Source organism: Microvirga sp. 2TAF3 (assembly GCF_052114965.1).
Taxonomy (GTDB): Bacteria; Pseudomonadota; Alphaproteobacteria; order Rhizobiales; family Beijerinckiaceae; genus Microvirga.
The window spans coordinates 196599-219116 of sequence record NZ_JBFRFT010000003.1 but is presented as its reverse complement, the minus strand read 5'-3'; the positions used below and the strand labels follow the sequence as shown (position 1 = coordinate 219116).

General features: G+C 60.6%; 30 protein-coding genes. 17 read left to right on the top strand and 13 right to left on the bottom strand.

The window, feature by feature from the left end; translation table 11 throughout:
* The first annotated feature begins 31 nt into the window (after window positions 1-31).
* From AB4Y97_RS05190 to AB4Y97_RS05165, 6 genes are all read left to right on the top strand, one after another.
* A complete protein-coding gene (locus AB4Y97_RS05190) occupies window positions 32-310 on the top strand; it encodes an accessory factor UbiK family protein (protein WP_441997947.1) in 279 nt (92 codons plus the stop codon).
* Between the two features lie 240 nt (window positions 311-550).
* Window positions 551-1051: a YbjN domain-containing protein gene (locus AB4Y97_RS05185; RefSeq protein ID WP_441997946.1), complete on the top strand. Its 501-nt coding sequence runs from the start codon at window positions 551-553 to the stop codon at window positions 1049-1051.
* Between the two features lie 70 nt (window positions 1052-1121).
* The gene (gene proC / locus AB4Y97_RS05180; RefSeq protein ID WP_441997945.1) at window positions 1122-1949 is read left to right on the top strand and encodes a pyrroline-5-carboxylate reductase; all 828 of its coding nucleotides are present in this window, start codon (window positions 1122-1124) and stop codon (window positions 1947-1949) included.
* A gap of 135 nt (window positions 1950-2084) precedes the next feature.
* The gene (locus tag AB4Y97_RS05175; protein ID WP_441997944.1) at window positions 2085-2783 is read left to right on the top strand and encodes a TetR/AcrR family transcriptional regulator; all 699 of its coding nucleotides are present in this window, start codon (window positions 2085-2087) and stop codon (window positions 2781-2783) included.
* A 113-nt stretch (window positions 2784-2896) separates the two neighbouring features.
* Complete coding sequence (locus tag AB4Y97_RS05170; RefSeq protein WP_441997943.1) at window positions 2897-3256, top strand: tRNA-binding protein; 360 nt, start codon at window positions 2897-2899, stop codon at window positions 3254-3256.
* Window positions 3256-3669 (top strand): NUDIX hydrolase, encoded by a 414-nt coding sequence (locus tag AB4Y97_RS05165; RefSeq protein ID WP_441997942.1) that lies wholly within the window; start codon window positions 3256-3258, stop codon window positions 3667-3669. Before AB4Y97_RS05170 ends, AB4Y97_RS05165 begins: the two co-directional genes overlap by 1 nt.
* On the opposite strand, the gene AB4Y97_RS05160 is transcribed toward AB4Y97_RS05165, so the two are convergent.
* The 3 genes from AB4Y97_RS05160 to AB4Y97_RS05150 are packed head-to-tail and all read right to left on the bottom strand — an operon-like array spanning window position 3658 to window position 6279.
* Entirely contained in the window at window positions 3658-5016 is a 1359-nt protein-coding gene (locus AB4Y97_RS05160; RefSeq protein WP_441997941.1) for an ATP-binding protein, read from the bottom strand. The genes AB4Y97_RS05165 and AB4Y97_RS05160 overlap by 12 nt on opposite strands.
* Entirely contained in the window at window positions 5013-5732 is a 720-nt protein-coding gene (locus AB4Y97_RS05155; RefSeq protein WP_441997940.1) for a response regulator, read from the bottom strand. Before AB4Y97_RS05155 ends, AB4Y97_RS05160 begins: the two co-directional genes overlap by 4 nt.
* Window positions 5733-5748: 16 nt before the next feature.
* Window positions 5749-6279, bottom strand: a complete 531-nt coding sequence (locus AB4Y97_RS05150) for a MarR family winged helix-turn-helix transcriptional regulator (RefSeq protein ID WP_441997939.1) — start codon at window positions 6277-6279, stop codon at window positions 5749-5751.
* Window positions 6280-6442: 163 nt separating this feature from the next.
* On the opposite strand from AB4Y97_RS05150, the gene AB4Y97_RS05145 reads away from it, so the two are divergent.
* The gene (locus tag AB4Y97_RS05145) at window positions 6443-7330 is read left to right on the top strand and encodes a branched-chain amino acid aminotransferase (RefSeq protein ID WP_441997938.1); all 888 of its coding nucleotides are present in this window, start codon (window positions 6443-6445) and stop codon (window positions 7328-7330) included.
* A 77-nt stretch (window positions 7331-7407) separates the two neighbouring features.
* Here AB4Y97_RS05145 and AB4Y97_RS05140 read toward each other — a convergent pair whose 3' ends face one another.
* Window positions 7408-8658 (bottom strand): Y-family DNA polymerase, encoded by a 1251-nt coding sequence (locus AB4Y97_RS05140; protein ID WP_441997937.1) that lies wholly within the window; start codon window positions 8656-8658, stop codon window positions 7408-7410.
* A gap of 407 nt (window positions 8659-9065) precedes the next feature.
* Here AB4Y97_RS05140 and AB4Y97_RS05135 point away from each other — a divergent pair, with 407 nt between their 5' ends.
* On the top strand, window positions 9066-9665 hold the full coding sequence (locus tag AB4Y97_RS05135; RefSeq protein WP_441997936.1) for a hypothetical protein: 600 nt from the start codon (window positions 9066-9068) through the stop codon (window positions 9663-9665).
* An 82-nt stretch (window positions 9666-9747) separates the two neighbouring features.
* Window positions 9748-10767 (top strand): Tim44 domain-containing protein, encoded by a 1020-nt coding sequence (locus AB4Y97_RS05130; RefSeq protein WP_441998007.1) that lies wholly within the window; start codon window positions 9748-9750, stop codon window positions 10765-10767.
* 75 nt (window positions 10768-10842) lie between these two features.
* On the opposite strand, the gene AB4Y97_RS05125 is transcribed toward AB4Y97_RS05130, so the two are convergent.
* Window positions 10843-11424: a DJ-1/PfpI/YhbO family deglycase/protease gene (locus AB4Y97_RS05125; RefSeq protein ID WP_441997935.1), complete on the bottom strand. Its 582-nt coding sequence runs from the start codon at window positions 11422-11424 to the stop codon at window positions 10843-10845.
* Between the two features lie 136 nt (window positions 11425-11560).
* Here AB4Y97_RS05125 and AB4Y97_RS05120 point away from each other — a divergent pair, with 136 nt between their 5' ends.
* Window positions 11561-11782: a hypothetical protein gene (locus tag AB4Y97_RS05120; RefSeq protein ID WP_441997934.1), complete on the top strand. Its 222-nt coding sequence runs from the start codon at window positions 11561-11563 to the stop codon at window positions 11780-11782.
* Between the two features lie 21 nt (window positions 11783-11803).
* Here the strand turns inward: AB4Y97_RS05120 and AB4Y97_RS05115 are convergent, their stop codons facing one another.
* From AB4Y97_RS05115 to AB4Y97_RS05100, 4 genes are all read right to left on the bottom strand, one after another.
* Window positions 11804-12526, bottom strand: a complete 723-nt coding sequence (locus AB4Y97_RS05115; RefSeq protein ID WP_441997933.1) for a metallophosphoesterase family protein — start codon at window positions 12524-12526, stop codon at window positions 11804-11806.
* Window positions 12519-13334 carry a nucleotidyltransferase family protein gene (locus AB4Y97_RS05110; RefSeq protein ID WP_441997932.1) on the bottom strand — a complete coding sequence of 272 codons (816 nt, stop codon included), beginning with the start codon at window positions 13332-13334 and terminating at the stop codon, window positions 12519-12521. The genes AB4Y97_RS05115 and AB4Y97_RS05110 overlap by 8 nt, the downstream gene beginning before the upstream one ends.
* A 176-nt stretch (window positions 13335-13510) precedes the next feature.
* Entirely contained in the window at window positions 13511-13885 is a 375-nt protein-coding gene (locus AB4Y97_RS05105; RefSeq protein WP_441997931.1) for a hypothetical protein, read from the bottom strand.
* A 205-nt stretch (window positions 13886-14090) separates the two neighbouring features.
* A complete protein-coding gene (locus AB4Y97_RS05100) occupies window positions 14091-14993 on the bottom strand; it encodes a BON domain-containing protein (protein WP_441997930.1) in 903 nt (300 codons plus the stop codon).
* A 404-nt stretch (window positions 14994-15397) separates the two neighbouring features.
* Here AB4Y97_RS05100 and AB4Y97_RS05095 point away from each other — a divergent pair, with 404 nt between their 5' ends.
* Window positions 15398-15607: a cold-shock protein gene (locus AB4Y97_RS05095; RefSeq protein WP_091138623.1), complete on the top strand. Its 210-nt coding sequence runs from the start codon at window positions 15398-15400 to the stop codon at window positions 15605-15607.
* Window positions 15608-15703: 96 nt separating this feature from the next.
* The gene (gene infA / locus AB4Y97_RS05090) at window positions 15704-15982 is read left to right on the top strand and encodes a translation initiation factor IF-1 (protein WP_210485076.1); all 279 of its coding nucleotides are present in this window, start codon (window positions 15704-15706) and stop codon (window positions 15980-15982) included.
* A gap of 135 nt (window positions 15983-16117) precedes the next feature.
* Here the strand turns inward: infA and AB4Y97_RS05085 are convergent, their stop codons facing one another.
* Both AB4Y97_RS05085 and AB4Y97_RS05080 read right to left on the bottom strand, forming a co-directional pair.
* A complete protein-coding gene (locus tag AB4Y97_RS05085) occupies window positions 16118-16666 on the bottom strand; it encodes a sigma-70 family RNA polymerase sigma factor (protein ID WP_441997929.1) in 549 nt (182 codons plus the stop codon).
* Complete coding sequence (locus tag AB4Y97_RS05080) at window positions 16663-16917, bottom strand: NepR family anti-sigma factor (RefSeq protein ID WP_441997928.1); 255 nt, start codon at window positions 16915-16917, stop codon at window positions 16663-16665. The genes AB4Y97_RS05085 and AB4Y97_RS05080 overlap by 4 nt, the downstream gene beginning before the upstream one ends.
* Before the next feature lie 317 nt (window positions 16918-17234).
* Here AB4Y97_RS05080 and AB4Y97_RS05075 point away from each other — a divergent pair, with 317 nt between their 5' ends.
* Both AB4Y97_RS05075 and AB4Y97_RS05070 read left to right on the top strand, forming a co-directional pair.
* Window positions 17235-17393 (top strand): DUF3309 family protein, encoded by a 159-nt coding sequence (locus tag AB4Y97_RS05075; protein ID WP_441997927.1) that lies wholly within the window; start codon window positions 17235-17237, stop codon window positions 17391-17393.
* A 417-nt stretch (window positions 17394-17810) separates the two neighbouring features.
* Entirely contained in the window at window positions 17811-19130 is a 1320-nt protein-coding gene (locus tag AB4Y97_RS05070) for a sensor histidine kinase (protein WP_441997926.1), read from the top strand.
* 256 nt (window positions 19131-19386) lie between these two features.
* Here the strand turns inward: AB4Y97_RS05070 and AB4Y97_RS05065 are convergent, their stop codons facing one another.
* Entirely contained in the window at window positions 19387-19626 is a 240-nt protein-coding gene (locus AB4Y97_RS05065) for a hypothetical protein (protein ID WP_441997925.1), read from the bottom strand.
* 178 nt (window positions 19627-19804) lie between these two features.
* Here AB4Y97_RS05065 and AB4Y97_RS05060 point away from each other — a divergent pair, with 178 nt between their 5' ends.
* Together AB4Y97_RS05060 and AB4Y97_RS05055 are read left to right on the top strand one after the other, a co-directional pair.
* Window positions 19805-20002: a helix-turn-helix domain-containing protein gene (locus tag AB4Y97_RS05060; RefSeq protein ID WP_441997924.1), complete on the top strand. Its 198-nt coding sequence runs from the start codon at window positions 19805-19807 to the stop codon at window positions 20000-20002.
* A 20-nt stretch (window positions 20003-20022) separates the two neighbouring features.
* The gene (locus tag AB4Y97_RS05055; protein ID WP_441997923.1) at window positions 20023-20256 is read left to right on the top strand and encodes a helix-turn-helix domain-containing protein; all 234 of its coding nucleotides are present in this window, start codon (window positions 20023-20025) and stop codon (window positions 20254-20256) included.
* Between the two features lie 47 nt (window positions 20257-20303).
* On the opposite strand, the gene AB4Y97_RS05050 is transcribed toward AB4Y97_RS05055, so the two are convergent.
* Window positions 20304-21878: an anti-phage dCTP deaminase gene (locus tag AB4Y97_RS05050; RefSeq protein ID WP_441997922.1), complete on the bottom strand. Its 1575-nt coding sequence runs from the start codon at window positions 21876-21878 to the stop codon at window positions 20304-20306.
* A gap of 105 nt (window positions 21879-21983) precedes the next feature.
* Here AB4Y97_RS05050 and AB4Y97_RS05045 point away from each other — a divergent pair, with 105 nt between their 5' ends.
* Window positions 21984-22223, top strand: coding sequence for a hypothetical protein (locus AB4Y97_RS05045; protein ID WP_441997921.1), 240 nt, complete (start codon window positions 21984-21986; stop codon window positions 22221-22223).
* Window positions 22224-22518 lie beyond the last annotated feature (295 nt).

The window sequence follows — 22518 nt, the reverse complement described above, 5'->3', positions numbered from 1 at the left end:
TCGACCCGCCCCAACGATCACGGATGCACCCATGACCCAGTCTTCCAACCGGCTTTTCGATGAACTCGCTCGTCTGGCGACGGACGCCGCCGGCGCGGCGCAGGGAGTCCGGCGGGAGATGGAGACCGTGGTCAAGACCCAGATCGAGCGCTTCATCAAGGATATGGACGTCGCCACCCGCGAAGAGGTGGAGGTCCTGCGCGAGATGGTAGCTGCTGTGAGAGAAGAGAACGAACGCCTCGAGGCGCGCGTGGCGGCGCTCGAGGCGAAACTGGGTCAATCCGAACCTTCGAAGCTGACCACTTCCTAAAGCTTCCACAGGCTTGTCACGTCGACCCGGCCACCTTTTGTGGACAGGTCATACCGACGCATTGTGACCGGGGCCGAAATCTTAGACTGTCGATTCATGAGTTGATTCGTCGTCGGACTGGGAAATCGCTGAATATCAAGCGTATTCAGTTTCAAATTTTCCCTTTTTGAAGCGAATTTACGTTACGATATTACCTGATTGCGCTTCGCATTTTCAGGCAAACGATTTGCATGGAACGATATGTCTCAGCTTCACATCGAAATTGATCGCCTGGAACATCCGCTCGACGTGGTCGAGCGGCTGGCTTCCTTGCGGGACTGGATCTTCGATCGAGCCGAGACCGATGAGATGTCCGTCTCCGTCTCGGGGCGTTGGGCGGATTATCATATCGCGTTCACGTGGATCGAGGACGTCGAGGCATTGCACGTGGCCTGCGCCTTCGATCTCAAGGTTCCCGACCGCCGCCGGCAGGACCTTCTCCAGCTCATCTCGCGTATCAACGAGCAGCTCTGGGTCGGACATTTCGATCTCTGGAGCACGGAGAACGTGGTGATGTTCCGTCATGCGTTGCTGCTCGCCGGCGGCGCGGATCCGACACAGGGGCAATGCGAGACCATGTTGCGGGTCGCGGTTGAAGCCTGCGAACGCTACTTCCAGGCCTTTCAGTTCGTGATGTGGGCAGGCAAGTCTCCGCGGGAAGCGCTCGACGCGGTGTTGTTCGAAACCGAAGGCGAAGCCTGACCTGCCCTCGACAGGGGAGGGACGGGCTGGATAGATTACGCCCTCCCGTCCCTATCCCATCAGGTCACCCATGCCCGCTCAAGCTCGACACCTGCCGTCCTCTCTCATCCTTCTCGGGGCCGGCAAGATGGGCGGCGCCATGCTGGAGGGCTGGCTTGCCGTCGGCATGCCACCTGAGGGCGTCACCGTCATCGATCCTCGTCCCTCGGAGGAGATGACGCGCCTCTGCGCCGATCGCGGCATCGCCTTGAACCCCGCCGAGCCCAAGCGTCCCGACGTGCTCGTGCTCGCCATCAAACCGCAGATGCTGGATGAGGCCGCTCCAGCGCTGAATGCCCTGCTCGGGCCGCAAACGCTCATCGTATCCATCCTGGCGGGCAAGACCGTTGGCGATCTCCGCAACCGGCTGCCCGCGGCCGACGCCATCGTGCGCGCCATGCCGAACCTCCCCGCCAGCATCGGGCGGGGCGCGACCGGAGCCGCCGCGAATGCCGCGGTATCCGAGGCGCAGCGCCTGATGGCCGATGCGCTTCTGCGCAGCGTCGGCACGGTCGAATGGCTTCCTTCCGAGGATCTGATCGATGCCGTGACGGCCGTCTCCGGCTCTGGTCCCGCCTATGTGTTCCATCTCGTCGAATGCCTCGCCGAGGCTGGCGCCGCCGCGGGCCTTCCCCCGGATCTTGCGCGGCGTCTTGCGCGGGCGACGGTGACCGGCGCAGGCGAAATGCTGTTCCAGAGCGAACTGTCTCCTGAAACCCTGCGGCAGAACGTGACCTCGCCCGGCGGCACGACGGCCGCGGGCTTGCAGGTTCTCATGGCCGAGCCGCAGGGTCTCAAGGCCCTCATGCGGGATACCGTGGCTGCGGCAAAGAAGCGTGCCGAGGAGCTTGCAGGCTGACGGGCGTGTTATGAACCTGCGAGGCCCTTAAGTTCTTGAAAGACACATGCCTTATCGGCGAGCCGGTGTCCCCTTCGCCAGGGACTGCTCTAGATGGAGACTTGAAACGGCTCGGTTCACGTTCAGGAGGTTGCCATGTCGGCGGAAGCTTCGTCCAAGCGCAAAGCGATCGTGGAAGCTCTGATGGAGCTCGCCTCCCGGCGGCACTGGGATGAGATCGAGATCAGGGACGTGGCCCGTGCGGCCAACGTATCGCTCGCGGAGTTCCGCGATCTTTATCCCTCGAAAGGCGCGGTGCTCGGCTCCTTCTCGCGCCAGATCGACAGGCTGGTTCTGGAAGGCACGACGGAAGACCTTGCCAACGAACCGGCCCGGGAGCGAATCTTCGATGTGATGATGCGCCGGTTCGATGCCCTGGCGCCCTACAAGATTGCGTTGCGCAACATCGCGCGGGATCTGCAATTCGATCCGCTCGCGCTTGCCGCGCTCAATAGCGCCGCCATCAATTCCCAACGCTTCATGCTGGCTGCCGCCGGCATCCCGACTGAAGGGCCGCTCGGCACCTTGAAGCTTCAGGGTGCGGTGATGGTCTACGCCAACACGATGCGCACCTGGTTTGAGGATGACGACCCATCATTGGCGAAGACGATGGCGAGGCTCGATCGCGAATTGCGGCGTGGCGAGCAGTTGCTGGAACGGGCCGAGGATGTACGCCGCCTGACGGCCCCGTTGAGGGCCATCGGCCGCGCGCTCGTGGACAGTCGCAGGCCGTCCGGGAGTTACACGAAGCGCGCCGACGATGGCGAGGCAAGCAATCCCGCCGCCGCCATTTAGCGGGCTCGTCAAGAAACGCATTCACGAAAGGTGCTCTTTGATGAGGCGCACTTTTCGCAAAACCGAAAAGCCAGATTGCGGGATAATGCTCCGGAACACAGGTTGGGGGGACAATGGATCAGACCAATTCGACAGCGTCGCAGATTGCGTTCGGCGATTTTCTGAAAGTTGACATCAGGGTCGGCCGCATCGTCGCGGCAGAGGCTTTTCCCGAAGCGCGCAAGCCCGCTTTCAAGCTGACCATCGATTTCGGTCCCGAGATCGGCACCAAACGGTCGTCGGCGCAGATCACCGTGAATCATACGCTCGGCGAACTCGTCGGCAGTCAGGTCCTGGCCGTCGTGAACTTTCCGCCCCGCCAGATCGGGCCTTTCATATCCGAAGTCCTGACACTCGGCGTGCCGGACGAAAACGGCGATGTGATGCTGATCAGGCCGGACCGTGACGTCCCGATCGGGGGGAGGCTCTATTGATGAGGGATGTCGTCCAGGGGCTTGTCGTCGGCGAAGAGGCACTGCTGCTGCTCGGCCTGAGAGCGGAGCACAAGCGGTCCTATCCTCATTGCTGGGATCTGTTCGGCGGCCATGTCGAGCAGGGCGAAACGTACGAACAGGCCCTTGTGAGGGAGTTCCAGGAGGAGCTCGGCATCACCGTGACGCGGTTTCGTGCCTTGGGCTCGATGATCGAGCCGAATCCCGAGGTGAACGGTCCCAAGAACTACCACTCCTTCCTGATTGAGACGTGGGAGGGCGAGCCCACGAACATTAGTGACGAGCATATCGGCATCGAATGGTTTTCGGTGGCGAAAGCCCTCGCGCTCGAAGCACTGACTGATCCTGCCCGCCACGTGATCGAGAACTGGCGGGCCTTGCCGTCAAGCCGGTAGCCGGACCGTCGCACGCAGGCCGCCCAGAGGGCTTTCTCCAAGGGTGATATCGCCGCCATGGGAACGGGCGATGTCGCGGGCGATGGCAAGGCCGAGGCCCGAGCCGCCTTCATCCTGGTTGCGCGCTTCGTCCAGCCGCACGAACGGCTTGAAAACCTCTTCGCGCATCTCGACCGGAATTCCCGGACCATCGTCGTCCACATTCAGCACGAGCCAGCGCGTCTCGTGGTTGGCCGAGATCTCGATCGTCTCGCCATGGCGGGCCGCATTGGCGACGAGGTTGAAGAGCATGCGGCGGAACGCATCGGGCCGGACGGTGATGATCGGATCGCCGACGATGTCGAGATTCGTCTTGTGGCCCTGCCGCTCCGCATCGGATTGCAGTTCATGGAGCAGGGGGCGCAGATCCGTTGCGGTGGCCTGCTCGCCCGTATCACCCCGCGCGAAGGCGAGGTAGCCTTCGAGCATGCGGCTCATCTCGTCCACGTCGCGCTTGAGATCCTCGACTTCCGGCGTCTGCTGCAGGAGAACGAGGGACAGCTTGAAACGGGTGAGGATGGTGCGCAGGTCATGACTGACGCCGTTCAGCATCGTGGTGCGCTGTTCCATGTTGCGCTCAATGCGCCGCTTCATCTCGAGGAAGGAATGCCCGGCCTGGCGAACCTCGCGCGCGCCGCGAGGGCGGAACTCGACCTCGCGGCCCTTGCCCAGCGCCTCCGCCGCTTCCGCGAGCCGCAGGATCGGCCGGATCTGGTTGCGCAGGAAAAGAATGGCGATGCCCACCAGTACGAGGGACGAGCCACCCATCCATACCAGGAAGATATGAGAGTTCGACGCATAGGCCTGGCTGCGTCGAGTGAGGACGCGCATCACCGTGTTCGGATCGAGCTTCACACGAATTTCCACATAGCTCGACCGTCCTACCGTATCCATCCAGTAGGGCCGGTCGATCTGGCGGCGCAGCTCGTCGGAAAGGGTTTCGTCGAGAATCGAGAAGAACGGCTTCGGGCCGGGCGGAGGCAGATCGGTGTCGTGGAAGATATCCACGTCGAGCTGCAGGCGCTCGGAAGCGATCCGGGTCAACGTGGTCGCGTCCCGGTCCTGCGGATAGCTCTCGTAGATGTCGATCAGCGCCGCGATATCGGAAGTGACGGCGGAGGACAGGCGGCGCGTCACGAGCTGCCAGTGCCGTTCCATGAACACGTAGGCGGCCACCGATTGCAGCAGCACGACGGGCGCGATGATGATGATGAGGGAGCGGGCGTAGAGCCCCTTCGGCAATATCCGTCCGAACCATCGCATGGCGATGTCGAACGGGGAATGCTTCAAGGCCGAACTGAGTTTCATCGGTCGATGACGAGGCGGTAGCCGATACCGCGAACGGTTTGGAGGAGGATGGGGTTGGCCGGGTCGATCTCGATCTTGCGGCGCAGCCGGTTGATCTGCACGTCGACCGTGCGCTCGTTCGCCGCCATGCCATTACCGGCAAGCTCCTCGCGGGGAACGTTGTCCCCGGCGCGCGATCCGAGAATCGTCAGGATCTCCCGCTCCCGCTCGGTGAGGCGCACGATGTCTTCCCCCCGCCGCAGCTCGCCGCGGTCGAAACGGAATGAGAACGGTCCGAAATAGACGATGTCGAGCACATCGCCATTGCCGTTGCCCTCCGCCGGGGTCGCGCGCTTGAGAATGTTGCCGAGACGCAGGAGCAGTTCGCGCGGTTCGAAGGGCTTCGGCAGATAATCGTCGGCGCCGATCTCGAGGCCCGTAACGCGATCCGCCGCGTCGGCACGGGCGGTCAGCATCAGGATCGGAATCTGGGAGACCTGCCGCAGGCTCCGGGCATAGTCGAAGCCGGTTTCGCCCGGCATCATCACATCGAGCACCAGGGCATCGAAGACGAAATTCTCCGCCTTGGCCCGGGCTTCGGCCGCGCTCGCCGCCGTGGTGATGCGATAGCCGTTCTCGGTCAGGAAGCGGGCGAGGAGGTCGCGCAGGCGGCGGTCGTCATCCACCACGAGGATGTGAGGGGCATGGTCGGGAATATCGATGCGTGCTGCTTCCATCAGGCTCGGGTTTCTATCAGGTTTCCTTGTCCCCGAACACGAGGCGCTTCACATGGGCCCGGTCGTCAGGGTCGATGACACGCAGAAGATAGCCGCTTACCAGCTTCTTGGCATCCGGCTCCAGGTCGTCCAGAGCCTCCATGATGCGCCGGGTCTGCAGCTTGGCGAGCTTCAAGGCCAAATCGTGGCCCTGGGCCGTGACATAGAGCAGGCGCTGGCGACGGTCGGATGTGCCGGTCCGGCTCTCGATGAAGCTCTTCTCGATGAGCTCCTTCAGGACGCGGTTGAGGCTCTGCTTCGTGATCCGCAGGATATCGAGAAGCTCGGCAATGGTCAGGCCAGGCTGCCGGTCGACGAAATGAAGCACCCGGTGATGCGCCCGCCCGAAGCCATACTCATCCAGAATCCTGTCGGGATCGCTGACGAAGTCCCGATAGGCGAAGAAGAAGAGCTCGATGAGGTCATAAGCCGGCTGCTCGGCGCGGATATCCGCCCCGAGGCTCTGGGCAAGCCTCTCAGATCGTAAAGCCGGGATTGCGTCAGGCACCGTCCTTATCCATTTTAAGTCAGCCTTGTTGACATATCTCAGGACGATTGTTACTCGTCAAGGCGCTTCCGCGAAATGAATGAATCCGAAACCGCGCGGAACCGCATCGGAAATTTCGCGGCCCCGATGAGCCATAAAGGCCGCCCTTTCAGGAGAAGATACGATGTCCGCTACCCCCTTCGATCAACGTGATGGTTGGATTTGGTATGACGGGCAGTTGGTACCGTGGAAGGATGCCAAGGTTCATGTACTGACGCATGGCCTCCATTACGGCTCGAGCGTCTTCGAGGGCGAGCGCGCCTATGGCGGCGAGATCTTCAAGTCCATCGAACATGCCGAGCGCCTGAAGAAATCGGCCCAGATCCTCGATTTCGAGATTCCCTTCACCGTGGCCGAGATCGATGCCGCCAAGCGCCTCGTTCTGGAAAAGAACGGCCAGAAGGACGCCTATCTGCGCCCAGTGGCTTGGCGCGGCTCCGAGATGATGGGCGTCTCGGCGCAGCACAACAAAATTCACCTCGCCATCGCCAGCTGGGAATGGCCGAGCTATTTCGATCCGGCCCAGAAGATGAAGGGCATCCGCATCGACATGGCTGAGTATCGCCGGCCCGATCCGGCCACCGCGCCGTCCACGGCCAAGGCTGCGGGCCTCTACATGATCTGCACGATCTCCAAGCATCGCGCGGAGCGGAAGGGCTATGCGGATGCGCTCATGCTCGACTGGCAGGGCCGCGTGGCCGAATGCACGGGCGCGAACGTGTTCTTCATCAAGGACGGCGTCCTCCATACGCCCATCGCGGATTGCTTCCTCGACGGCATCACCCGCCGCACGGTGATCGACCTCGCCAAGCGCCGCGGGATCGAGGTGGCCGAGCGGCGGATCATGCCGGAAGAGATGGCGGGCTTCAGCGAATGCTTCATCACGGGAAGCGCCGCCGAGGTGACGCCGGTTTCCGAGATCGGCCCCTACAGCTTCCAGCCGGGCAGCATGAGCAAGACCCTGATGGAAGATTACGAGGCCGAGGTTCAGCCCAAGGCAAAGGCGGCGTAAGGCGCCGCTTCGGCCGGAATGCCGGCGGCGAAAACTGCCTGACCGGCTGCTTCGACAACGAGCCCGATGCGGAGGCATCAGAAATCCTCCGTGTCGGGAATCCGGTTGAACGCGATCTTCGCGCCCGCGTAGCCGCCGGGAATCGTGGCCCATGGTCCCCAATGCAGAAGGGGGCCCCGGTAATGGGCATTCAGCCGGTCGGCCAGCAGCGACAGATATTCCTGCCGGCGTTTGACTTGGGCTGCCGCCGTAAAGCCGAACAGGTCGCCTTCGACATCCTTGACGGGAACGAGATCGTGCAGCGTGACATGGACGCTGCGATGCCGGCCGCCGGGCGGATGCTCGCGCTCCGCATGGAGAAAGAGCCGGGACAGGCTTGCCAGGAGGGATGGATCGTCCCAGGTCGGCTGGAAGCGCTCCTCCCCGTGCCAGCCCGCGCTTTGCCTGTCCGTCAGCCACAGGGCGAGGGCCTTCGACGAGAAGCCCGCCCGGCGCATGCGGCTTGCGGCTTTCGCCAGCAGGACCCGGGCGCAGGCATAGGCCCCGCCCAGATGCCGCCAATCAGCGGGCAGGACCCTCCCGTGGCCGAACATGCGCCGCTGGGTGTCCGGCCTCTCTACCGCATAGCCGTGCAGCCCCATCCATAGTCGTTCCCCCTCCACACTGCCCCAGAGGCGGCGCAGCTCCTTCGGCTGGAGTTTCCAGAGTGCCGCCATATCGCCGATTCCCGCCCGGGCGAGGCGGGCCGCATTGCCCCTGGCGATGCCGGGAATGTCGGTGAGCGACAGGCGGAGGAGGGGCCCCGGCAGATCCTCGGGACGGATCGCGACAAGTCCATCCGGCTTTTCCATCTCCGCGGCGATCTTGGCCAGAAGCTCATTGGGACCCAAGCCCACCGAGCAGGTGAGGGTCGGCCCGATCCCGGTCGCGATCGCGTTCTTGACGCGTTCGGCGAGGGAGAGGGCATCGGCCTGCTCGGAGGGAAGCAGGGCGCAGACCATCTCATCGATGGAACAGACGGCCTTGACCGGAATGATGGTCTCAATGGCTTCGATGATTTCACGGTGCAGGGCGACGTAACGCTCGTGCCGTGCCGTCACCAGCACGATGCCAGGGCAGAGGCGTCGTGCATCCCGGACGAAGGTGCCGCGCTTGATGCCGAGCGCCTTCGCTTCCCGGCTGACCGCGATCAGTCCGGTATGCTCCGACTCGATGGGAATGACGCTGACAGGCCTGCCGCGGAGCTGGGGACGAAGATGCTGCTCGGCGCTCGCAAAGAACGAGTCGAAATCGACATAAAGCCGCTCAAGACCTCCAGGCTTACGCATCGACGTGTATCCATGTCCTTTTGTGAGAACAAAATAGGAACACATGCTTCGTTCTGAGTCGAGGCGCCATCCTGTGGATAACGGGGATGATTTTATCCTTGTGAGTACCTCGTTCCTTTGCAGAATAGAGTTTAGACGAACACTGTTCTCATCTGGAACGTTGTATGAACAAAAGAGGTTTTCAGGGCGTCAAATGCCAAGTTTTTGCAAGCTGGGCAGTCGCGCTGAAGATCAGAACAAGGATCGGAGAGTAATCGGTCCCGAAGCCGATTGATCGAGGAGCCGGAAGAGCGGGCCTTCGACGATATCCGGCCGGCGCTCCGTTCTGCGGCGTGTGGGGCTCTTGAAGCCGAAGTCTCACATCCTCCACATTGCCGATACAAGGCTCCCTTGGTTTGGATTTCGTAATGGCACATATGCCGAAACCCGTTTCCCGCGCGCTGCGGCGGATCTTGAATCCGTTCCTTCTGGCGCTCGCCGTCTGCGTCGTGGTGGTGGACGACGTTTTCCGGGCTTTCGTTATACCCGCCGTGGGCGCGCTGGCGCGGCTGCCCTTCATCCGCTGGATCGAGGCCGGAATCGCGCATTTGCCGCCCCATGTCATTCTCATGCTGTTCCTGATTCCCCTCGCCATCATCGAGCCCTTCAAGCTCTATGGCCTCTACCTCTTCAGCCTGGGGCATTTCGGGGCGGGGCTTCTGACGTTCTTCGTGGCTAAGGTCGTCGGCCTGGGACTGGCCGAGCGCCTCTTCGCCATCGGACGGGAGAAGCTCCTATCCATCGGCTGGTTCGCCTGGTGCTTTGCCAAGATCGTCGCGATACGCGATTTCGTTCATGGCTGGCTCCAGCGCACATGGGCCTGGCAACAGGCAAGACGGGTGGTTGGCGCCGTCCGAGAGGCCTTGGCGAGGGCGGGTGCCTTGCTCTCCCGGCTGTTGCTGGAAAGAGGACGGCGGGGCTGGCTCGCCGCCGCGCGGCGGCGCGTGCGGCAACGCTTCGTCGCTTGAACTGCTTTCCCTCTTTCGCGGGAAAGAATTCGCCCCCATATGACTTCCGGTAGCATTTCGCTCCAAGGGATGAATGACGACAATGATGAAGATCGCCTCTCGTCGCAGCCGCGTGATGATCGCGCTGGCGGCTGCCCTGGTTTTCGCCGGAAGCGCGGCGGAGGCCCGCGTCGGCGGGGGACGGGGCAGTTTCGGCTCGCGCGGCGCGCGCACCTGGAGTGCGCCTCCGAGCACAAATACGGCGCCCGGCACGGCTTCGCCCATTCAGCGCTCGCAGATTCCGAACCAGGGCCCGACTTTGAATCGCCCGGGCATGCCTAACCCCGCCGCGGCGCAGCCACGCCGCTTCGGCTTCGGCACCGGGCTCATGGCCGGCCTTTTCGGCGCCGGTCTGCTCGGCATGCTGATGGGCCATGGTTTCTTCGGCGGCCTGTCCGGCCTCGGCTCGGTTCTGGGGCTTCTGCTCCAGATCGGTCTCGTGGTCTTCCTGGTCTCGCTCGCCATGAAGTGGTTCCGCCGTCGGCAGCAGCCGGCCTATGCAGGGCCGCAGGGCTATGAGCGTTCCATGTCCGATGGTGCCGTTCCGCCCGCGGGGCGCGGCGGACTGGGCGGTCTTGGTGGCGGACTCGGTGCCGGTCTCGGCAGTGCCCTCGGTGGCCTTGGCCAGACACGCCAGCAGCGGCCGGGCGTGCGTGATGAGATCGGGATCGGCGAGCAGGATTACGCCGCTTTCGAGCGGACGCTGAGCGAGGTGCAGGATGCGTATTCGCGCAACGACGTGGCCAAGCTCTGGACCTTGGCCACGCCCGAGATGGCAGGCTACATCCAGGAAGAACTGAACGACAACGCCTCTCGCGGCGTGGTGAATACGGTGTCCAACGTGCATCTGCTTCAGGGTGACCTGGCCGAGGCTTGGCGCGAAGGAAGCGCCGATTATGCAACCGTCGCCATGCGTTATTCCTTGAACGACGTCACGACGGACAAGGCCACGGGCCGTGTCGTCGAGGGCGATCCGTCGAGGCCGGTGGAAGCTTCCGAGGTCTGGACGTTCCGGCGCGATCTGGGCGGTTCCTGGAAGCTGTCGGCGATCCAGCAGAGCTAAACCTCTCGCGCATCTGACATGAAAAGCGGCCGGTGATGAACCGGCCGCTTTTTCGCATCTGAAAGAAAGCGAATCCTATTCGGCTGCCGCACGACGGCCCGTATGGCGTCCTTCCTGCACCTCTTCGATGATCTTCGCGGAGAAAGCGTCGAGATCGCCCGGATTGCGGCTGGTGATGACGCCCTGGTCGCTCACGACTTTCTCGTCCTGCCATTTGCCGCCCGCATTGATCACGTCGGTTTTGATCGAGTGATACGAGGTGCAGTTCCTGCCCTTGATCAAGCCGGCCTCGATGAGAAGCCAAGGCGCATGGCAGACGGCGGCGACAACCTTGCCGTCCGAGTAGAATGCGCGAATGATTTCGATCGCTTTCGGCTCGACGCGCAGCTTGTCCGGGTTGATCTGTCCGCCCGGCATCACGATCGCATCGAATTCCGCAGGGTTGATATCCTCCAGATCCTTGTCGACCTTGACGTTCTGACCCCAATCCTTCATGTCCCAGCCGCGAATGCTGTCGGGCTTCATACGCGATTTCGGAGATGCAACGACGACGGTCGCGCCGGCATCCTTGAGCGTCTTCTGTGGGACCAGCAGTTCCGACTGCTCGAAGCCATCCGTGGCCATGATGAGGATCTTGGCCTGTTTGATATCGGGCATGGCGCTCTCCGTTGTTTGTGATCTGCCGGGCAACGGGTGGGCGGTGTGAGAGTTCCGGCCGCGCGCCTTTATCGCGGAACCCCTCGTGGATGGGTCGGTTGATCCCGTGAGCCATCATGCCAAGAAGGGAGAGAGGATGATCAATCCTGAAACGCCGAGCCATGACCCTGCACCGGGCGGCAATATCCCGAGCGAAGTTCCTCCTGGCCAAGTACCCGGCGAAAAGCCCGATATCGGCCCGACAGGACCGCGCACGCCTTATCCGGTCAACGATCCTGGCATCACCGATCCCAAAGGCCCCGGTTCCGAGCCGGATTATCTGCCCGGCAACCCGATCGATCCGGGAACGCGATTCTGACGGCCGGATGCTGCAGGCAGCCTAAATTTCCAATATCGCATAGGGCTTGCCCGTCGGCTTCTCGATGTGTCTGGCCACATTGTAGACCGGCTGCCCGCCGGGGGTGCGTCCTTCATAGCGGCCCCGGTGCGCGTGGCCATGCACGATGGCCGTGACCTTGAAACGGTCGATGGTCTCGGCAAGCCGCGACGAGCCGAGGAACGGGTAGATTTCCAAAGGCTCGCTTTCGATCGTCTCGACGATGGGGGCATAGTGAAGGATGACGACGGAGCGCTTGGTGCGGACCTGACGCATGGCGTTCTCAAGGCGTAAGGTTTCGTTCATGGCCTCGCTCACGAATTGCTTGATGGCGGGCTCACCGAAGGATCCGAGCATACGCCGGCCGAATCCGCCTGCGAAGCCCTTCACACCGACGAAACCGACGCCGCCGATCTCGCAAGATTGGCCATCGAGCAGGCGCATTCCCGCATCGCGAAGGATCCGCGAGACCTCCTCGGGCGCACCGCATTCGTAATCATGGTTGCCGAGCACGCCGACCACGGGAATGGAACAGGCCTTGATGTCCTGCGCCAGAAGCTCGGCTTCGCGGGGCTTGCCGAGATCGGTCAGGTCGCCCGTCAGGACGAGAACATCGGCTTCCCTGGAGATTTCACCGAAGAGCTCGCGATAGGATTCCACGTTGTCTTCACGGACATGGAGATCGCCCATGGCGGCGACCCTCAAGGGGGGATGTGCCTCAGTCATTCCGCCATTCGCCTTCGCCGCCCACATCGGCGAAGCCCCATTCCTTGACGTCGATTTCATAATCCACGCGGGAGAACATTCGCCCGCGGCAAACCTTCATCTGCGGTGGGGGCAGATCGAGCTGCTTGGAAAGCCGGTCGAGAAGCTCGTCCATGACCCAGCGCGGAACGTTGTCGCGCTCGGTCGGGTAGATCCAGCGGAAGTTGAGAAGATGCATCAGGAGCACTTCCCAATGCACCTCCATGTAAGCCAGGAGCCGATGCCAATCGATCAGGTCATTGGCCTTGAGGATGGTGTGAGCGACATCGGCTCCGTCATAGCGGTGGCGGAGCTGAATGAAGCATTTGGACCAGACGAGTTCGGTCGGGCCGACGATGCGGACCGGCGAGCCGAAGACTTCGATCTGCCGGGCATTCTCGAACCATTGATCGCCGATCGGCATCGTGCCGTTCGACGAGGCGAAGATCACATCGAAGAAATAGCGCCCCTTGAAAACCTTGCCGAGCCAGCGGTCGTCCTCGATCTCGATCGCGTAGCCGAGGTTCTTGAAATGGGACAGGACGCGCGTGTAGTCGCCGGCTTTGCAGAAGATATCGAGATCCTTCGTCGGACGCGTGATGCCCGTATAGGCTGAAAGCGCATAGGTTCCAGCCAGCAGGAAGGGCAGGCCGAGCTGGTTCAGCTCCCGCAGCGCTTCCGCGTAGAAGGCCTCTGCCTCGGGATATTTCAGCGTCGGCTCGGCCTTGGCGTCGAGGATCGGGACGCCTGGATGCGCGATTGGGGTAAAGTCCGGGTTGTGAACCGTCATCGACCTCGTCCGAAGCGTGGCAAGATGCCCGCGTTCGACAACCGGATGAGGGTATCGAAGTTCCTCGATCGAGCGCGAAAGGTGGCACGATCGACAGAACGTGCGCGACCCTCTCGATGCTCCGCCGTGCGAACCAGGAGCCCCTGACTCCGTCAGAAGGCGCCTTAAAGGGAAGGCTAGTGGCCTCCGAGCGAGATCCTGACGTCGCGCGGGCTGTTCAAGATCTCAAGCAGGCTGTTGGCGATATGCCGAGCCTCGTCATCCTTCAAACGCAGCATGAAGGGGGGCATCGGACCAGCCTGAAGGGCGACGACGGCCATGCCATTCTCATCCATGCCGATATCGATGGTAGGCGAGGTGACGTCCAGCATTTCTTCCGTACCGTCTTCGCCTTCCTCGGAGCTTTCGCCGATGGCCATAAGGAGTTGGCTCAGGGCCCTGACGAGGGAACGCGCCGCGTGGGGATCCATGACGACAGCGGTCGATTGCTCGCCCTTCTGGAAAGCGAGCTGAATGTTATTGCCCTCAAGAGTGACGGAAATACCTGCCATTATCGTTCTCAGCCTCCCCGCCACATATGGGGTTGCAGGCTGTGGAGCGAAAGGCAAGAGGGGATGGGGCGATAAATGGGGGCATCCTCCGTGGCGGTGGGCCTGTTTCCTTGCCAGGACAACCCGGTTCTGCCGGTGAAACCTTGCCTGAAACGCAAAAGACACCCCGGATGGCCGGGGTGTCCTCGATTGTGGACGACAGGCGTCAGGTATTAGACGCGCCCGTCACCCGTCGGCTGGTCGTGCCCACCCCGAGAGAGGGCTGCTCTTTGTCGGTTGAGCGGGATGTATCGGAACCTGAGAACATGCTGCCTTCCATGCCGGCATCCGCAACCTGCTGAACCCGCAGATTGTTCTGGACATGGGTCACGCCGGATACGAATTCGGCGATATCTTCCGCGTGACGCTTTTCGAAACGGCTGCCGACCGTTCCATCGAGTGTCACCTCGCGGCTCGAGACGGTCACCTGGATCTCCGAGGCGTCGATATGGGGATCGTCGGTCAGGCGGTCGTTCACGTCCTCGCGGATGCGCTCGTCGGAGCGCTGATAGCCCTTGGGGCCGCGCCCGCGATGGTATTGTGCGGAGCGTCGCATATCCATGTCGCGGCGGCGTTCGGCCTCTTCATCGCCGAACCATGATCGCACTTCGTCGCCGGCCCGCTCGAAGAAGCTGCGCTCGTCGCCGTAATCACGGGAGCCGCGGCCGAAATAGCCCGATCCGTAGCGGTCACGATCCTCCTCGTAGGAGGAGCCATAGCCCATGTAGGGATCCTGGCTGCGGCTGTAATCGACGCCGTAGCCCGTCATGCCGCGCCTGCGATCCTCGCCGACTACATCGCGCCAATCGCGGGCCGAGCCGCCTGTGCCGTAACCGGCGGAGTCCCCGAAATCGCGCTCGCGCCCCGTTTCGTAGCTGCGATTACGGCCGTAGCCGGACGAGGGATTGCCGAAGGCGCGCCGGGCAATGTAATCGTCATCCTCATGTCTGCTGTAATCGTAGTCGGAACCATAACGGTCGCGGCCGCGATAGGCCTCTTCCCTGTCGCGCCGGCTTAAGGGTCGGCCGCGATACCGATCCGGATCATAGCGGTAACGATCGTTGACCATGAGAGCGTTCCTCGGTTGTTTGAATAGGGCCGCCATGCCGGGCGGCTCTGCAGGCCAACGAAGGGGGGAGGAGACAGTTCCTTGCGTTTCCTGGGATTTGAAGGCGATTGGAACCATGTCTAAAAGGCCGAGTTCAGAGGAGAGGATGGTCAGTCGGGAAGGGGAGTGGGGCCGGCATGGTATCGGGCAAGCTTAGGGGTAGCTCGACAGGTGCAAAAGTAGTGGATGTCTTGCAATTGCCCCGACCTTCGCCTAGTTATTTCCCATCGACATTTGGCCGGACGACTGGGCTACTTCGCTTTGGCACTGCCGAGCGCACGTTCCTTCTCTCTACCAATATCGACTAATGGGTGGTTTGGCTTTGGCTTCCACCTACGTGCAAACGACAGTGAAAGGGAATTCCCATGGAAACGGGAACCGTGAAGTGGTACAATGAAACCAAAGGCTATGGTTTCATCCAGCCCGACAACGGCGGCAAGGACGTGTTCGTTCATGCGACGGCGCTTGAGCGCGCTGGTATGCGCGGTCTCCGCGAAGGTCAGAAGATCTCCTACGAGCTTCAGACCGACCAGCGCACCGGCCGCGCCTCTGCAGTGAACCTGCAGAACGCGTAAGGGTTTGATGCCGGAGGGCGTGCCTGTCGCGCCCTCTTGCATATCAGCCGTTCCGCTGAGGGGCGGCTTTTTTGTTTTTGAGACGGAAGGCTTTGCATGGCAAAGGAAGAGCTCATCACGTTCGAAGGTCTGGTGACCGAAATTCTGCCCGATGCGCGCTATCGCGTGCAGCTCGATAACGGGCACGAGGTCATTGCCTATACGGCGGGCAAGATGAAGAAGAACCGCATCAAGACGCTCGCGGGCGACCGCGTGACGGTGGAGATGTCCCCCTACGATCTGGAAAAGGGTCGCCTCATCTTCCGTCATAAGGATTCCGGTTCGTCCGGTCCCCGGCCGCCGCAGCGCGGCAATCCGCAGTTCCGCCGCCGCTAAAGCATCGGACCTAAAGTGGCTTCCACTTTTAGGACCATCCGATGCTTTCTCCTTTGATGGGAGCATCATGTGGCCACAAAACCGGGTCCACTTTTGCGCGCGATGCTCTGACGGCCGCTTCAGCGGCCGTTCCGGTCAAGCGACCGCGGCCATGACCGACAAGGTCACGCGGTCGGGACCGATATCTTCATCCATGTCGGTGAAATGCATCAGCTCGGCGAGCCGGTTGCGTGCGCGGTTGACCCTGCTCTTGATAGTACCCACGGCGCAGCCGCAGATCTCCGCAGCCTGCTCGTAGGAGAAGCCCGAGGCGCCGACGAGCAGCAGCGCTTCCCGCTGGTCGTGCGGCAGGCGGGCGAGAGCCTTTTGCAGGTCCTCGAAGTCGAGATGAGGTATCTGGTCCGGCTGGACCGAGAGGGTCGCTGCATATTTCCCGTCCGCATCCTCCACCTCGCGGCGGCGCTTGCGGTATTCGGAATGGAAGAGATTGCGCAGGATGGTGAAGAGCCAAGCCTGCATGTTCGTGCCCGGCTGGAAGCGGTCGATATTGGCGATCGCCCGCATCAGGGTTTCCTGCACGAGGTCGTCGGCGCGATCGACATTGTTGGTGAGAGAGATCGCAAAGGCGCGCAAGTTCGGCGTCGCCTTGAGCATGGAATCGCGAAGGTTGATGTCGATGCTCATGATTGCTGCTTCTCCGGCACCCTTTGATCGAGGCGATTGATGATTTCGATGAACCTTTCGGGTACGGGCGTCTCTCCCAGAGCCAGCGACTCGTAGAACTGGCGCAGGCGCTGACCGATCTGAACCTGGATCGAACGGGTGAGGGCCGGCGACGATCTTTTCATTCCCGGAATGGGCTCGGGATCGTCATAAGATTTGCCATAGGATTCGTTTTTACGGTTTTTCGGTTCCATTGGGTCATCCTGGTCCATGCGGGTTCGCGACCTCCCTGATGGGTCGCACTCATGGCGGCACCCAATCGCCTCACGTCCAACGTCCAGGTTGGCTTTATCGTTCCCCCTGCCGCACGGATTCCTTTCGCCGAACCCCCAATTTCCTTCAGGGGGAACTTAATCCGTACTGCCAAGTTTCTCAGCATGGACACCTTGAGCGCGGGAGCGTGACAGCGCGTCGGAGCGGCGGAGAGCGCTGCTCCGACGGCTCTCCCAACCATCAAGGATCTTGGAAGACCCTCCCCGGCAGCAGCACGCAGGGAAGGGTCGAGGCAACAGGTCAAGGACACTTCACCATGGCAATCAGCACTATTCTGCTCATCATCGTCATCCTGCTTCTCCTGGGCGCCGTTCCGGCCTGGCCCTACAGCCGCGGCTGGGGTTACGGCCCGAGCGGTATCCTCGGCGTCATCCTCATCATTTTCATCATCCTGCTGCTGATGGGACGAATCTGAAGCTCCGGCGCGACGCCTGCTTCCGGACCTTCATCCACGGGCGGTCCCGTGTGGCCGCGCACATCGGAGGCCTGGGCTCGCGTCTATCTCTTTTCCCGCCGCAGCCATGCGATGGCTTGGAGGCAGGCGAGGGCGGGGGCTCTGTCATGCAAGCTCCCGTCGCCCGTCGGCCTCCAACCGGGCCGCAAGAGGCAAGGTCGCATTCCCGATCCTGCGTGTGATCGGGAAACCCGTCATCCGCTGTCCCCTTAGCGGATGACGGGGCGCCCTCCGGGCCTCTGGACCTAGCCCCTCCCGACTATGCCGCCGAACAGGGAAGGAGCGTGTCGTCCGCGAAGGATTGACACGAAGATGCGAATATCGGCACCTCTTATTTGATACGTTATCTTGTCTCGTAACTCGTGCCAGAGTTCGCCCTTGCTGACCCGTTACACCAAGTTGGTGCCCGCCAATTCCAGCCTTGCCTATGTGATCACGACCGTCATGGTGTTGGTCGGGATCGGCGTACGCATGGCGCTTCAACCTTTCCTCGGTGACAATCTTCTCGATATCACGCTCTACCCGATCGTGCTCATGGCGGCCGTGCTGGGTGGCGCGGGGGCGGGCATGTTTGCTCTGTTGCTCGGGGCAACCGTCGCGATTCTCTTTCTGGCCTACAGCGACACGCCTCTTTTCGCGGCAAGCACGCTCGCGGATCTGGGGCTTTACTTTTTCGGCGCGAGGCTGTCGGTCCTCGTCGCATCGGCGCTGAGAGGCACCGTCGAACGGCTGGAGGTCGCGCAGGAGAAGCTCGTTGCGGCGCTGGAAGCCTCTGGCACGGGCACGTGGCGGTGGAATATCCGCGAGGATTGCATCGAATGGGACCCGGCGCTGGTTCATCTGTTCCGGCTCATTCCCGATCAGGAGCCGCGGCGCGGCGAGGCCTTCCTGCACCTCGTGCACCCGGAGGATCGCGCCCATGTCCGCGCGACCATTCGCGATGCGAAGCTGCACGGCAGCGCTGATTACGAGTTCCGCGCCGTGCTTCCGGATGGCGCCGTGCGGTGGATGTATGCCCGCTGCCGCATGATCCGCGATCCGAAGAAGCATCCCCATTCCCTCATGGTCGGCGCGTGTCTCGACATCACCGAGCGCAAGCAGGTGCAGGAGCGGCAGAACCTGCTGGTTCACGAATTGAACCACCGGGTGAAGAATACGCTCTCCGTCGTGCAATCGCTTGCCGTGCAGACCCTGCGCGGCAGCACCAGTTTGGAGGCTTTCAAGGAGGCCTTCCAGGCCCGCCTGCTCGCGCTCTCGGCGACCCACAACATCCTGACTCAGGAATTGTGGGAAAGCGCCTCCATGCGCGAGATCCTCTGCGCGGAGCTGGAGCCCTATGGCGGCATCGACGAGCGGCGGGTCTGCGCGGTGGGAGATTCAATCCGCCTCACGCCCCAGCAGGCGCTGACCTTCGGCATGGCCTTCCACGAACTCGCCACCAATGCCGTGAAATACGGCGCCCTTTCCGCGCCGCAGGGGAGCGTCGACATCGCCTGGCGCACCGAACGCGACCCCGCCGGCAAGCCGGTGCTCAAGGTCGATTGGGTGGAGAAGAACGGCCCGCTCGTCCGCGAACCCACCCGCAAGGGTTTCGGCTCGCGGCTCATCGAGCGCGGCATCCGCAACGAGCTGGAAGGCTCCCTCGACATGTGCTTCCACGCCGAGGGCCTGCGCTGCTCCTTCGCCGTGCCTTTGTGAGACCGGAGCCTGCGCGGCGGGTGAGGGGCGCGCCTTCTCCGGAGAGAGCGCAACCTGCTCTCCTCCCCCTTGCGGGGAGGAGTTGGAGGTGGGGGGCGCAAAGTCGGAGCGCTATGTGAATTGGCGAAGGCTCAAGGCGAATACCGGCGCCTTGCTGGACGGCCCGCTCACCCGGTTGTTCTGCCCCACCCTCAATCCCTCCCCGCAAGAGGAAGGGAAATCCGTCGCGCTAATCCCCGATCCGCCGCCATCCCGCTCAACCCAAAGGCGCGTGAGGGAGATTCGCCTGGGGTCCCGGCCCCTTCAATTCCGCATAGACTGCGAGCCAGAACCGCACGGCGGGCAGGTTCAGATCCCTCTCCGCCAGAAACGTCCGCAACAGCACCTCCGCCCCGGCTCCCGCCCCATAGCAATCGGCCACGATGCGCATGGCCTGCGCCGTATCGAGACTGCGCCAGAGCTTGGCTTCGCGGGAGCGTTTCCAGGAGGTGGACATGGGCAGGCTTCTCGACGGACTGGAACGGATTGCTCCGCCAGCAATTATCATAAATCTCTAATATAGAGAATATTCCGTCTAATCGGAGAATTCTCTAAATTTGCATATTTCGCCCGTCGTCCACAGGTCCGACGGTTCCATGCGATCCATTCACACGACGCGGCACGAAAAGCTCTGCATGCTCCTTCGGCACGCCCGCAAGAAGGCTGGTCTTACGCAGATCGAGCTGGAAAAGCGGCTCGGGGCGTACAAGGGCTACGTCAGCAAATACGAGAGTGGCGAGCGGGAATTGACACTCATTGAGACGATTGTCGTGGCGGAGGCTCTTGGGGTTGATCCCACTTCCATCGTGAAGGAAGTGCGGATTGAAAGCTGACGGATAGTGCAGACCGCGACATGAAGTCGATTCACACGACGCGACAAGAAAAGCTCTGCATGCCTCTTCGCCACGCGCGTAAGAAGGCGGACCTCACTCAGGAAGAGCTGAGTGAGCGGTTGGGCAACTACAAGACCTATGTCAGTAAATACGAAAGCGGCGAGCGTCGGCTTGATACGCTTGAGTTTATGGAGGTGGCAGAGGCGCTCGATGACGATCCCGCTTCTATCGTGAGTGAAGTGATGAAAATATAAGCGAAAGATTTTATTATAATATACAGTATTTGATTTATGGTTTGTTGTTATTTTTTTATTGTCAATTTCGATTTTTTTGATGCTGCTTTCCGTTCGATCGTTCCAATAAGCGAACCAAGAGCTGTATATTCTAAATCGATGTAAGAGATAGGCACGTTATCTAGCATCGGTTTTTCAACGCCCCCGTACCAACGCTTAGCTGAACCATCGGGGTTCTTTCGTTTCCCTTTTTGGAAGATGTCGCGATAGCGATGGGGGGAGATGCCGAGAAAAGGAATGAATGATACCTTGCCGGCGGTTTCCGCTTCTATTTCGATTTCGTTCTCGTGAAGATCTTTAGCCTTACTTTTAGGATAGGGCTCCATATAGATAACCTTCTCAATTCCCGCAGCCAAAATATGTTTAGTGCAATTATGGCAAGGAAACGTTGTGCAATAAAGTCGTGCTCCTTTGATGCTGCGCCCCAATCGAGCCGCGTCGCATATTGCGCACATCTCTGCGTGGACAACACGTCCATACTCTGTCAAATCCATCGCGATGGCTCCGACAAGGGGGCCATCCGCACTATCGGCAACACCGATTTTGGCTTTTTTGCTTAATTTCTCAACTATCTTGGCAGGTGGGCCAAGTCTTAAGGCGGTTTCCGAAAGTAAGTTTGCTCTCTTTAAGCGATCAAATAAATCTCTCAGAAGTTCTTTTTTTAGAATCTCATTGGGATCGTGCCCGATTCTCACGTCACGGTAGTCCGGTTCCTCAAGATCCCAATATGTTCCACCAAATGCCTTGGGAACTTCGTTGCACCCTTGTGTTATAAGTTCACCTTCCTTTGAAAAAATCGCAGCTCCAACCTGTCTTGAAAGATCGGAAGAGCGTAAAGATGCTGATTTAGCAGCATACATCCCGTATTCTTCTTTGGAAGGGGTGATATCAGTTCTCCCAAAAAATGCATTAACAAAGCGACTTAATTTTTCATCCATCTCCTGCTTCGAGATACCATCTATAAAAACATCGGCAAGATGAAAAGTTTCACGAAGTTTCTGGCCAAAAAACTCTCCGTCCTCGCTCGCATCTCGCTCGATTAGTTCGTCCGCTTTGCTTGAAACCTCATGGGCAGTAGTAAGCGTTGAAAGCGTGCGTTTCAGCTTATTTTCTATCAGTTTTTTACGCTGTTCTGCTGATCCATATGCGGATACTAAAACAAATTGCTTTCCATAGACTTGTCGAAGGAGGTAAATTTCATCTGGTCTCTTAAGTTGTCTGATAATATACGCTGTATTGTCTTTGGCCTTTTGGGAGTTCCCGGTTAGGCGCGCTCGCTGAGCCTGAATGCCGCGAATTGCGATCCGCGCTAAGGTCGAGCTATCCGCATATTTTTTGCAGAGCGCGTTCGCATAGTCGATTTTATAGGTCACTTCGGTGAAAAAATTTTGTTCCTCTGGCTTATTGATGCCCGAATGGAAGAACTCCATTTCTGAGGTTATTTTGATAACTTGAGATTCATATCGCACCGCCCGAAGCGCGTTAAATAGGCTATCTGTGATGGCGTCGATATCAACACCAATCGGTCCTGCGATTCCAAACACCAGCTCCGGACACTCGGCAGATTTTAACGCGTCAGACATTCAGCTCTAAACTCCCTGTTAATGTTTTGTTTAGACCCTAGATACCCGTACGAATCAGTTTAGGTTCACCAGTAAAAGTGAATCGCTTCGACAGGGAGAGGCGCGATGGCTCAGAACCATAATGAGTGGACTGCTGAGATCGAGTTGATTATCTCGACCTCGAAAAGAATGGCTGAGCGTATGAATGGCGAGTTCGTGATTGATCCTTTTAAGATTCACAATTTCCCTACTGCCGAAAGCACTGAACGTAGTGATTTTTATCCTGTTCAGAGCGACAAGTCGTTAAAGAAGAAGGCTGGTTCCACAACTAAAGATAGACTTGAGCCTCTTCTTGCTAGCGGATAAAGTAGCGCCAATTTGAGATTGGTTGGGGTGGTTAGTTTGTAGAATCATCGCGTTCACGCGAGAGCCCCTCACCGCCCCTTCCGATACTTCGACTTCTGCCCCCATGCCTTTGCGTTGAACCGGCAGCGGGCGCTCCTTGCGCCAGGGGCATCCTCTCGCTCCATCCCAATGTCTCCCCTCGTCATAGCCGGGCTTGTCCCGGCCATCTCGCGTTTTCCCACGCCGTAGCGGAGCAAGGCGTGGATCCCTGGCACAATCCGGGGATGACGGGCTTGTGCGGGTGAGGGAAGGGCGG

What these genes read in the sequence shown, in the direction of transcription:
- AB4Y97_RS05120 (WP_441997934.1), top strand. Translation starts at nt 11,561, where the DNA reads ATGATCAATCCTGAAACGCCGAGCCATGACCCTGCACCGGGCGGCAAT.
- AB4Y97_RS05190 (WP_441997947.1), top strand. Translation starts at nt 32, where the DNA reads ATGACCCAGTCTTCCAACCGGCTTTTCGATGAACTCGCTCGTCTGGCG.
- AB4Y97_RS05105 (WP_441997931.1), bottom strand. Translation starts at nt 13,885, where the DNA reads ATGGCAGGTATTTCCGTCACTCTTGAGGGCAATAACATTCAGCTCGCT.
- AB4Y97_RS05185 (WP_441997946.1), top strand. Translation starts at nt 551, where the DNA reads ATGTCTCAGCTTCACATCGAAATTGATCGCCTGGAACATCCGCTCGAC.
- AB4Y97_RS05175 (WP_441997944.1), top strand. Translation starts at nt 2,085, where the DNA reads ATGTCGGCGGAAGCTTCGTCCAAGCGCAAAGCGATCGTGGAAGCTCTG.
- AB4Y97_RS05100 (WP_441997930.1), bottom strand. Translation starts at nt 14,993, where the DNA reads ATGGTCAACGATCGTTACCGCTATGATCCGGATCGGTATCGCGGCCGA.
- AB4Y97_RS05170 (WP_441997943.1), top strand. Translation starts at nt 2,897, where the DNA reads ATGGATCAGACCAATTCGACAGCGTCGCAGATTGCGTTCGGCGATTTT.
- AB4Y97_RS05130 (WP_441998007.1), top strand. Translation starts at nt 9,748, where the DNA reads ATGATGAAGATCGCCTCTCGTCGCAGCCGCGTGATGATCGCGCTGGCG.
- AB4Y97_RS05125 (WP_441997935.1), bottom strand. Translation starts at nt 11,424, where the DNA reads ATGCCCGATATCAAACAGGCCAAGATCCTCATCATGGCCACGGATGGC.
- AB4Y97_RS05140 (WP_441997937.1), bottom strand. Translation starts at nt 8,658, where the DNA reads ATGCGTAAGCCTGGAGGTCTTGAGCGGCTTTATGTCGATTTCGACTCG.
- AB4Y97_RS05050 (WP_441997922.1), bottom strand. Translation starts at nt 21,878, where the DNA reads ATGTCTGACGCGTTAAAATCTGCCGAGTGTCCGGAGCTGGTGTTTGGA.
- AB4Y97_RS05085 (WP_441997929.1), bottom strand. Translation starts at nt 16,666, where the DNA reads ATGAGCATCGACATCAACCTTCGCGATTCCATGCTCAAGGCGACGCCG.
- AB4Y97_RS05080 (WP_441997928.1), bottom strand. Translation starts at nt 16,917, where the DNA reads ATGGACCAGGATGACCCAATGGAACCGAAAAACCGTAAAAACGAATCC.
- AB4Y97_RS05145 (WP_441997938.1), top strand. Translation starts at nt 6,443, where the DNA reads ATGTCCGCTACCCCCTTCGATCAACGTGATGGTTGGATTTGGTATGAC.
- AB4Y97_RS05045 (WP_441997921.1), top strand. Translation starts at nt 21,984, where the DNA reads ATGGCTCAGAACCATAATGAGTGGACTGCTGAGATCGAGTTGATTATC.
- AB4Y97_RS05075 (WP_441997927.1), top strand. Translation starts at nt 17,235, where the DNA reads ATGGCAATCAGCACTATTCTGCTCATCATCGTCATCCTGCTTCTCCTG.
- AB4Y97_RS05165 (WP_441997942.1), top strand. Translation starts at nt 3,256, where the DNA reads ATGAGGGATGTCGTCCAGGGGCTTGTCGTCGGCGAAGAGGCACTGCTG.
- AB4Y97_RS05110 (WP_441997932.1), bottom strand. Translation starts at nt 13,334, where the DNA reads ATGACGGTTCACAACCCGGACTTTACCCCAATCGCGCATCCAGGCGTC.
- AB4Y97_RS05065 (WP_441997925.1), bottom strand. Translation starts at nt 19,626, where the DNA reads ATGTCCACCTCCTGGAAACGCTCCCGCGAAGCCAAGCTCTGGCGCAGT.
- AB4Y97_RS05055 (WP_441997923.1), top strand. Translation starts at nt 20,023, where the DNA reads ATGAAGTCGATTCACACGACGCGACAAGAAAAGCTCTGCATGCCTCTT.
- AB4Y97_RS05060 (WP_441997924.1), top strand. Translation starts at nt 19,805, where the DNA reads ATGCTCCTTCGGCACGCCCGCAAGAAGGCTGGTCTTACGCAGATCGAG.
- infA (WP_210485076.1), top strand. Translation starts at nt 15,704, where the DNA reads ATGGCAAAGGAAGAGCTCATCACGTTCGAAGGTCTGGTGACCGAAATT.
- AB4Y97_RS05095 (WP_091138623.1), top strand. Translation starts at nt 15,398, where the DNA reads ATGGAAACGGGAACCGTGAAGTGGTACAATGAAACCAAAGGCTATGGT.
- AB4Y97_RS05115 (WP_441997933.1), bottom strand. Translation starts at nt 12,526, where the DNA reads ATGACTGAGGCACATCCCCCCTTGAGGGTCGCCGCCATGGGCGATCTC.
- AB4Y97_RS05160 (WP_441997941.1), bottom strand. Translation starts at nt 5,016, where the DNA reads ATGAAACTCAGTTCGGCCTTGAAGCATTCCCCGTTCGACATCGCCATG.
- AB4Y97_RS05135 (WP_441997936.1), top strand. Translation starts at nt 9,066, where the DNA reads ATGGCACATATGCCGAAACCCGTTTCCCGCGCGCTGCGGCGGATCTTG.
- proC (WP_441997945.1), top strand. Translation starts at nt 1,122, where the DNA reads ATGCCCGCTCAAGCTCGACACCTGCCGTCCTCTCTCATCCTTCTCGGG.
- AB4Y97_RS05155 (WP_441997940.1), bottom strand. Translation starts at nt 5,732, where the DNA reads ATGGAAGCAGCACGCATCGATATTCCCGACCATGCCCCTCACATCCTC.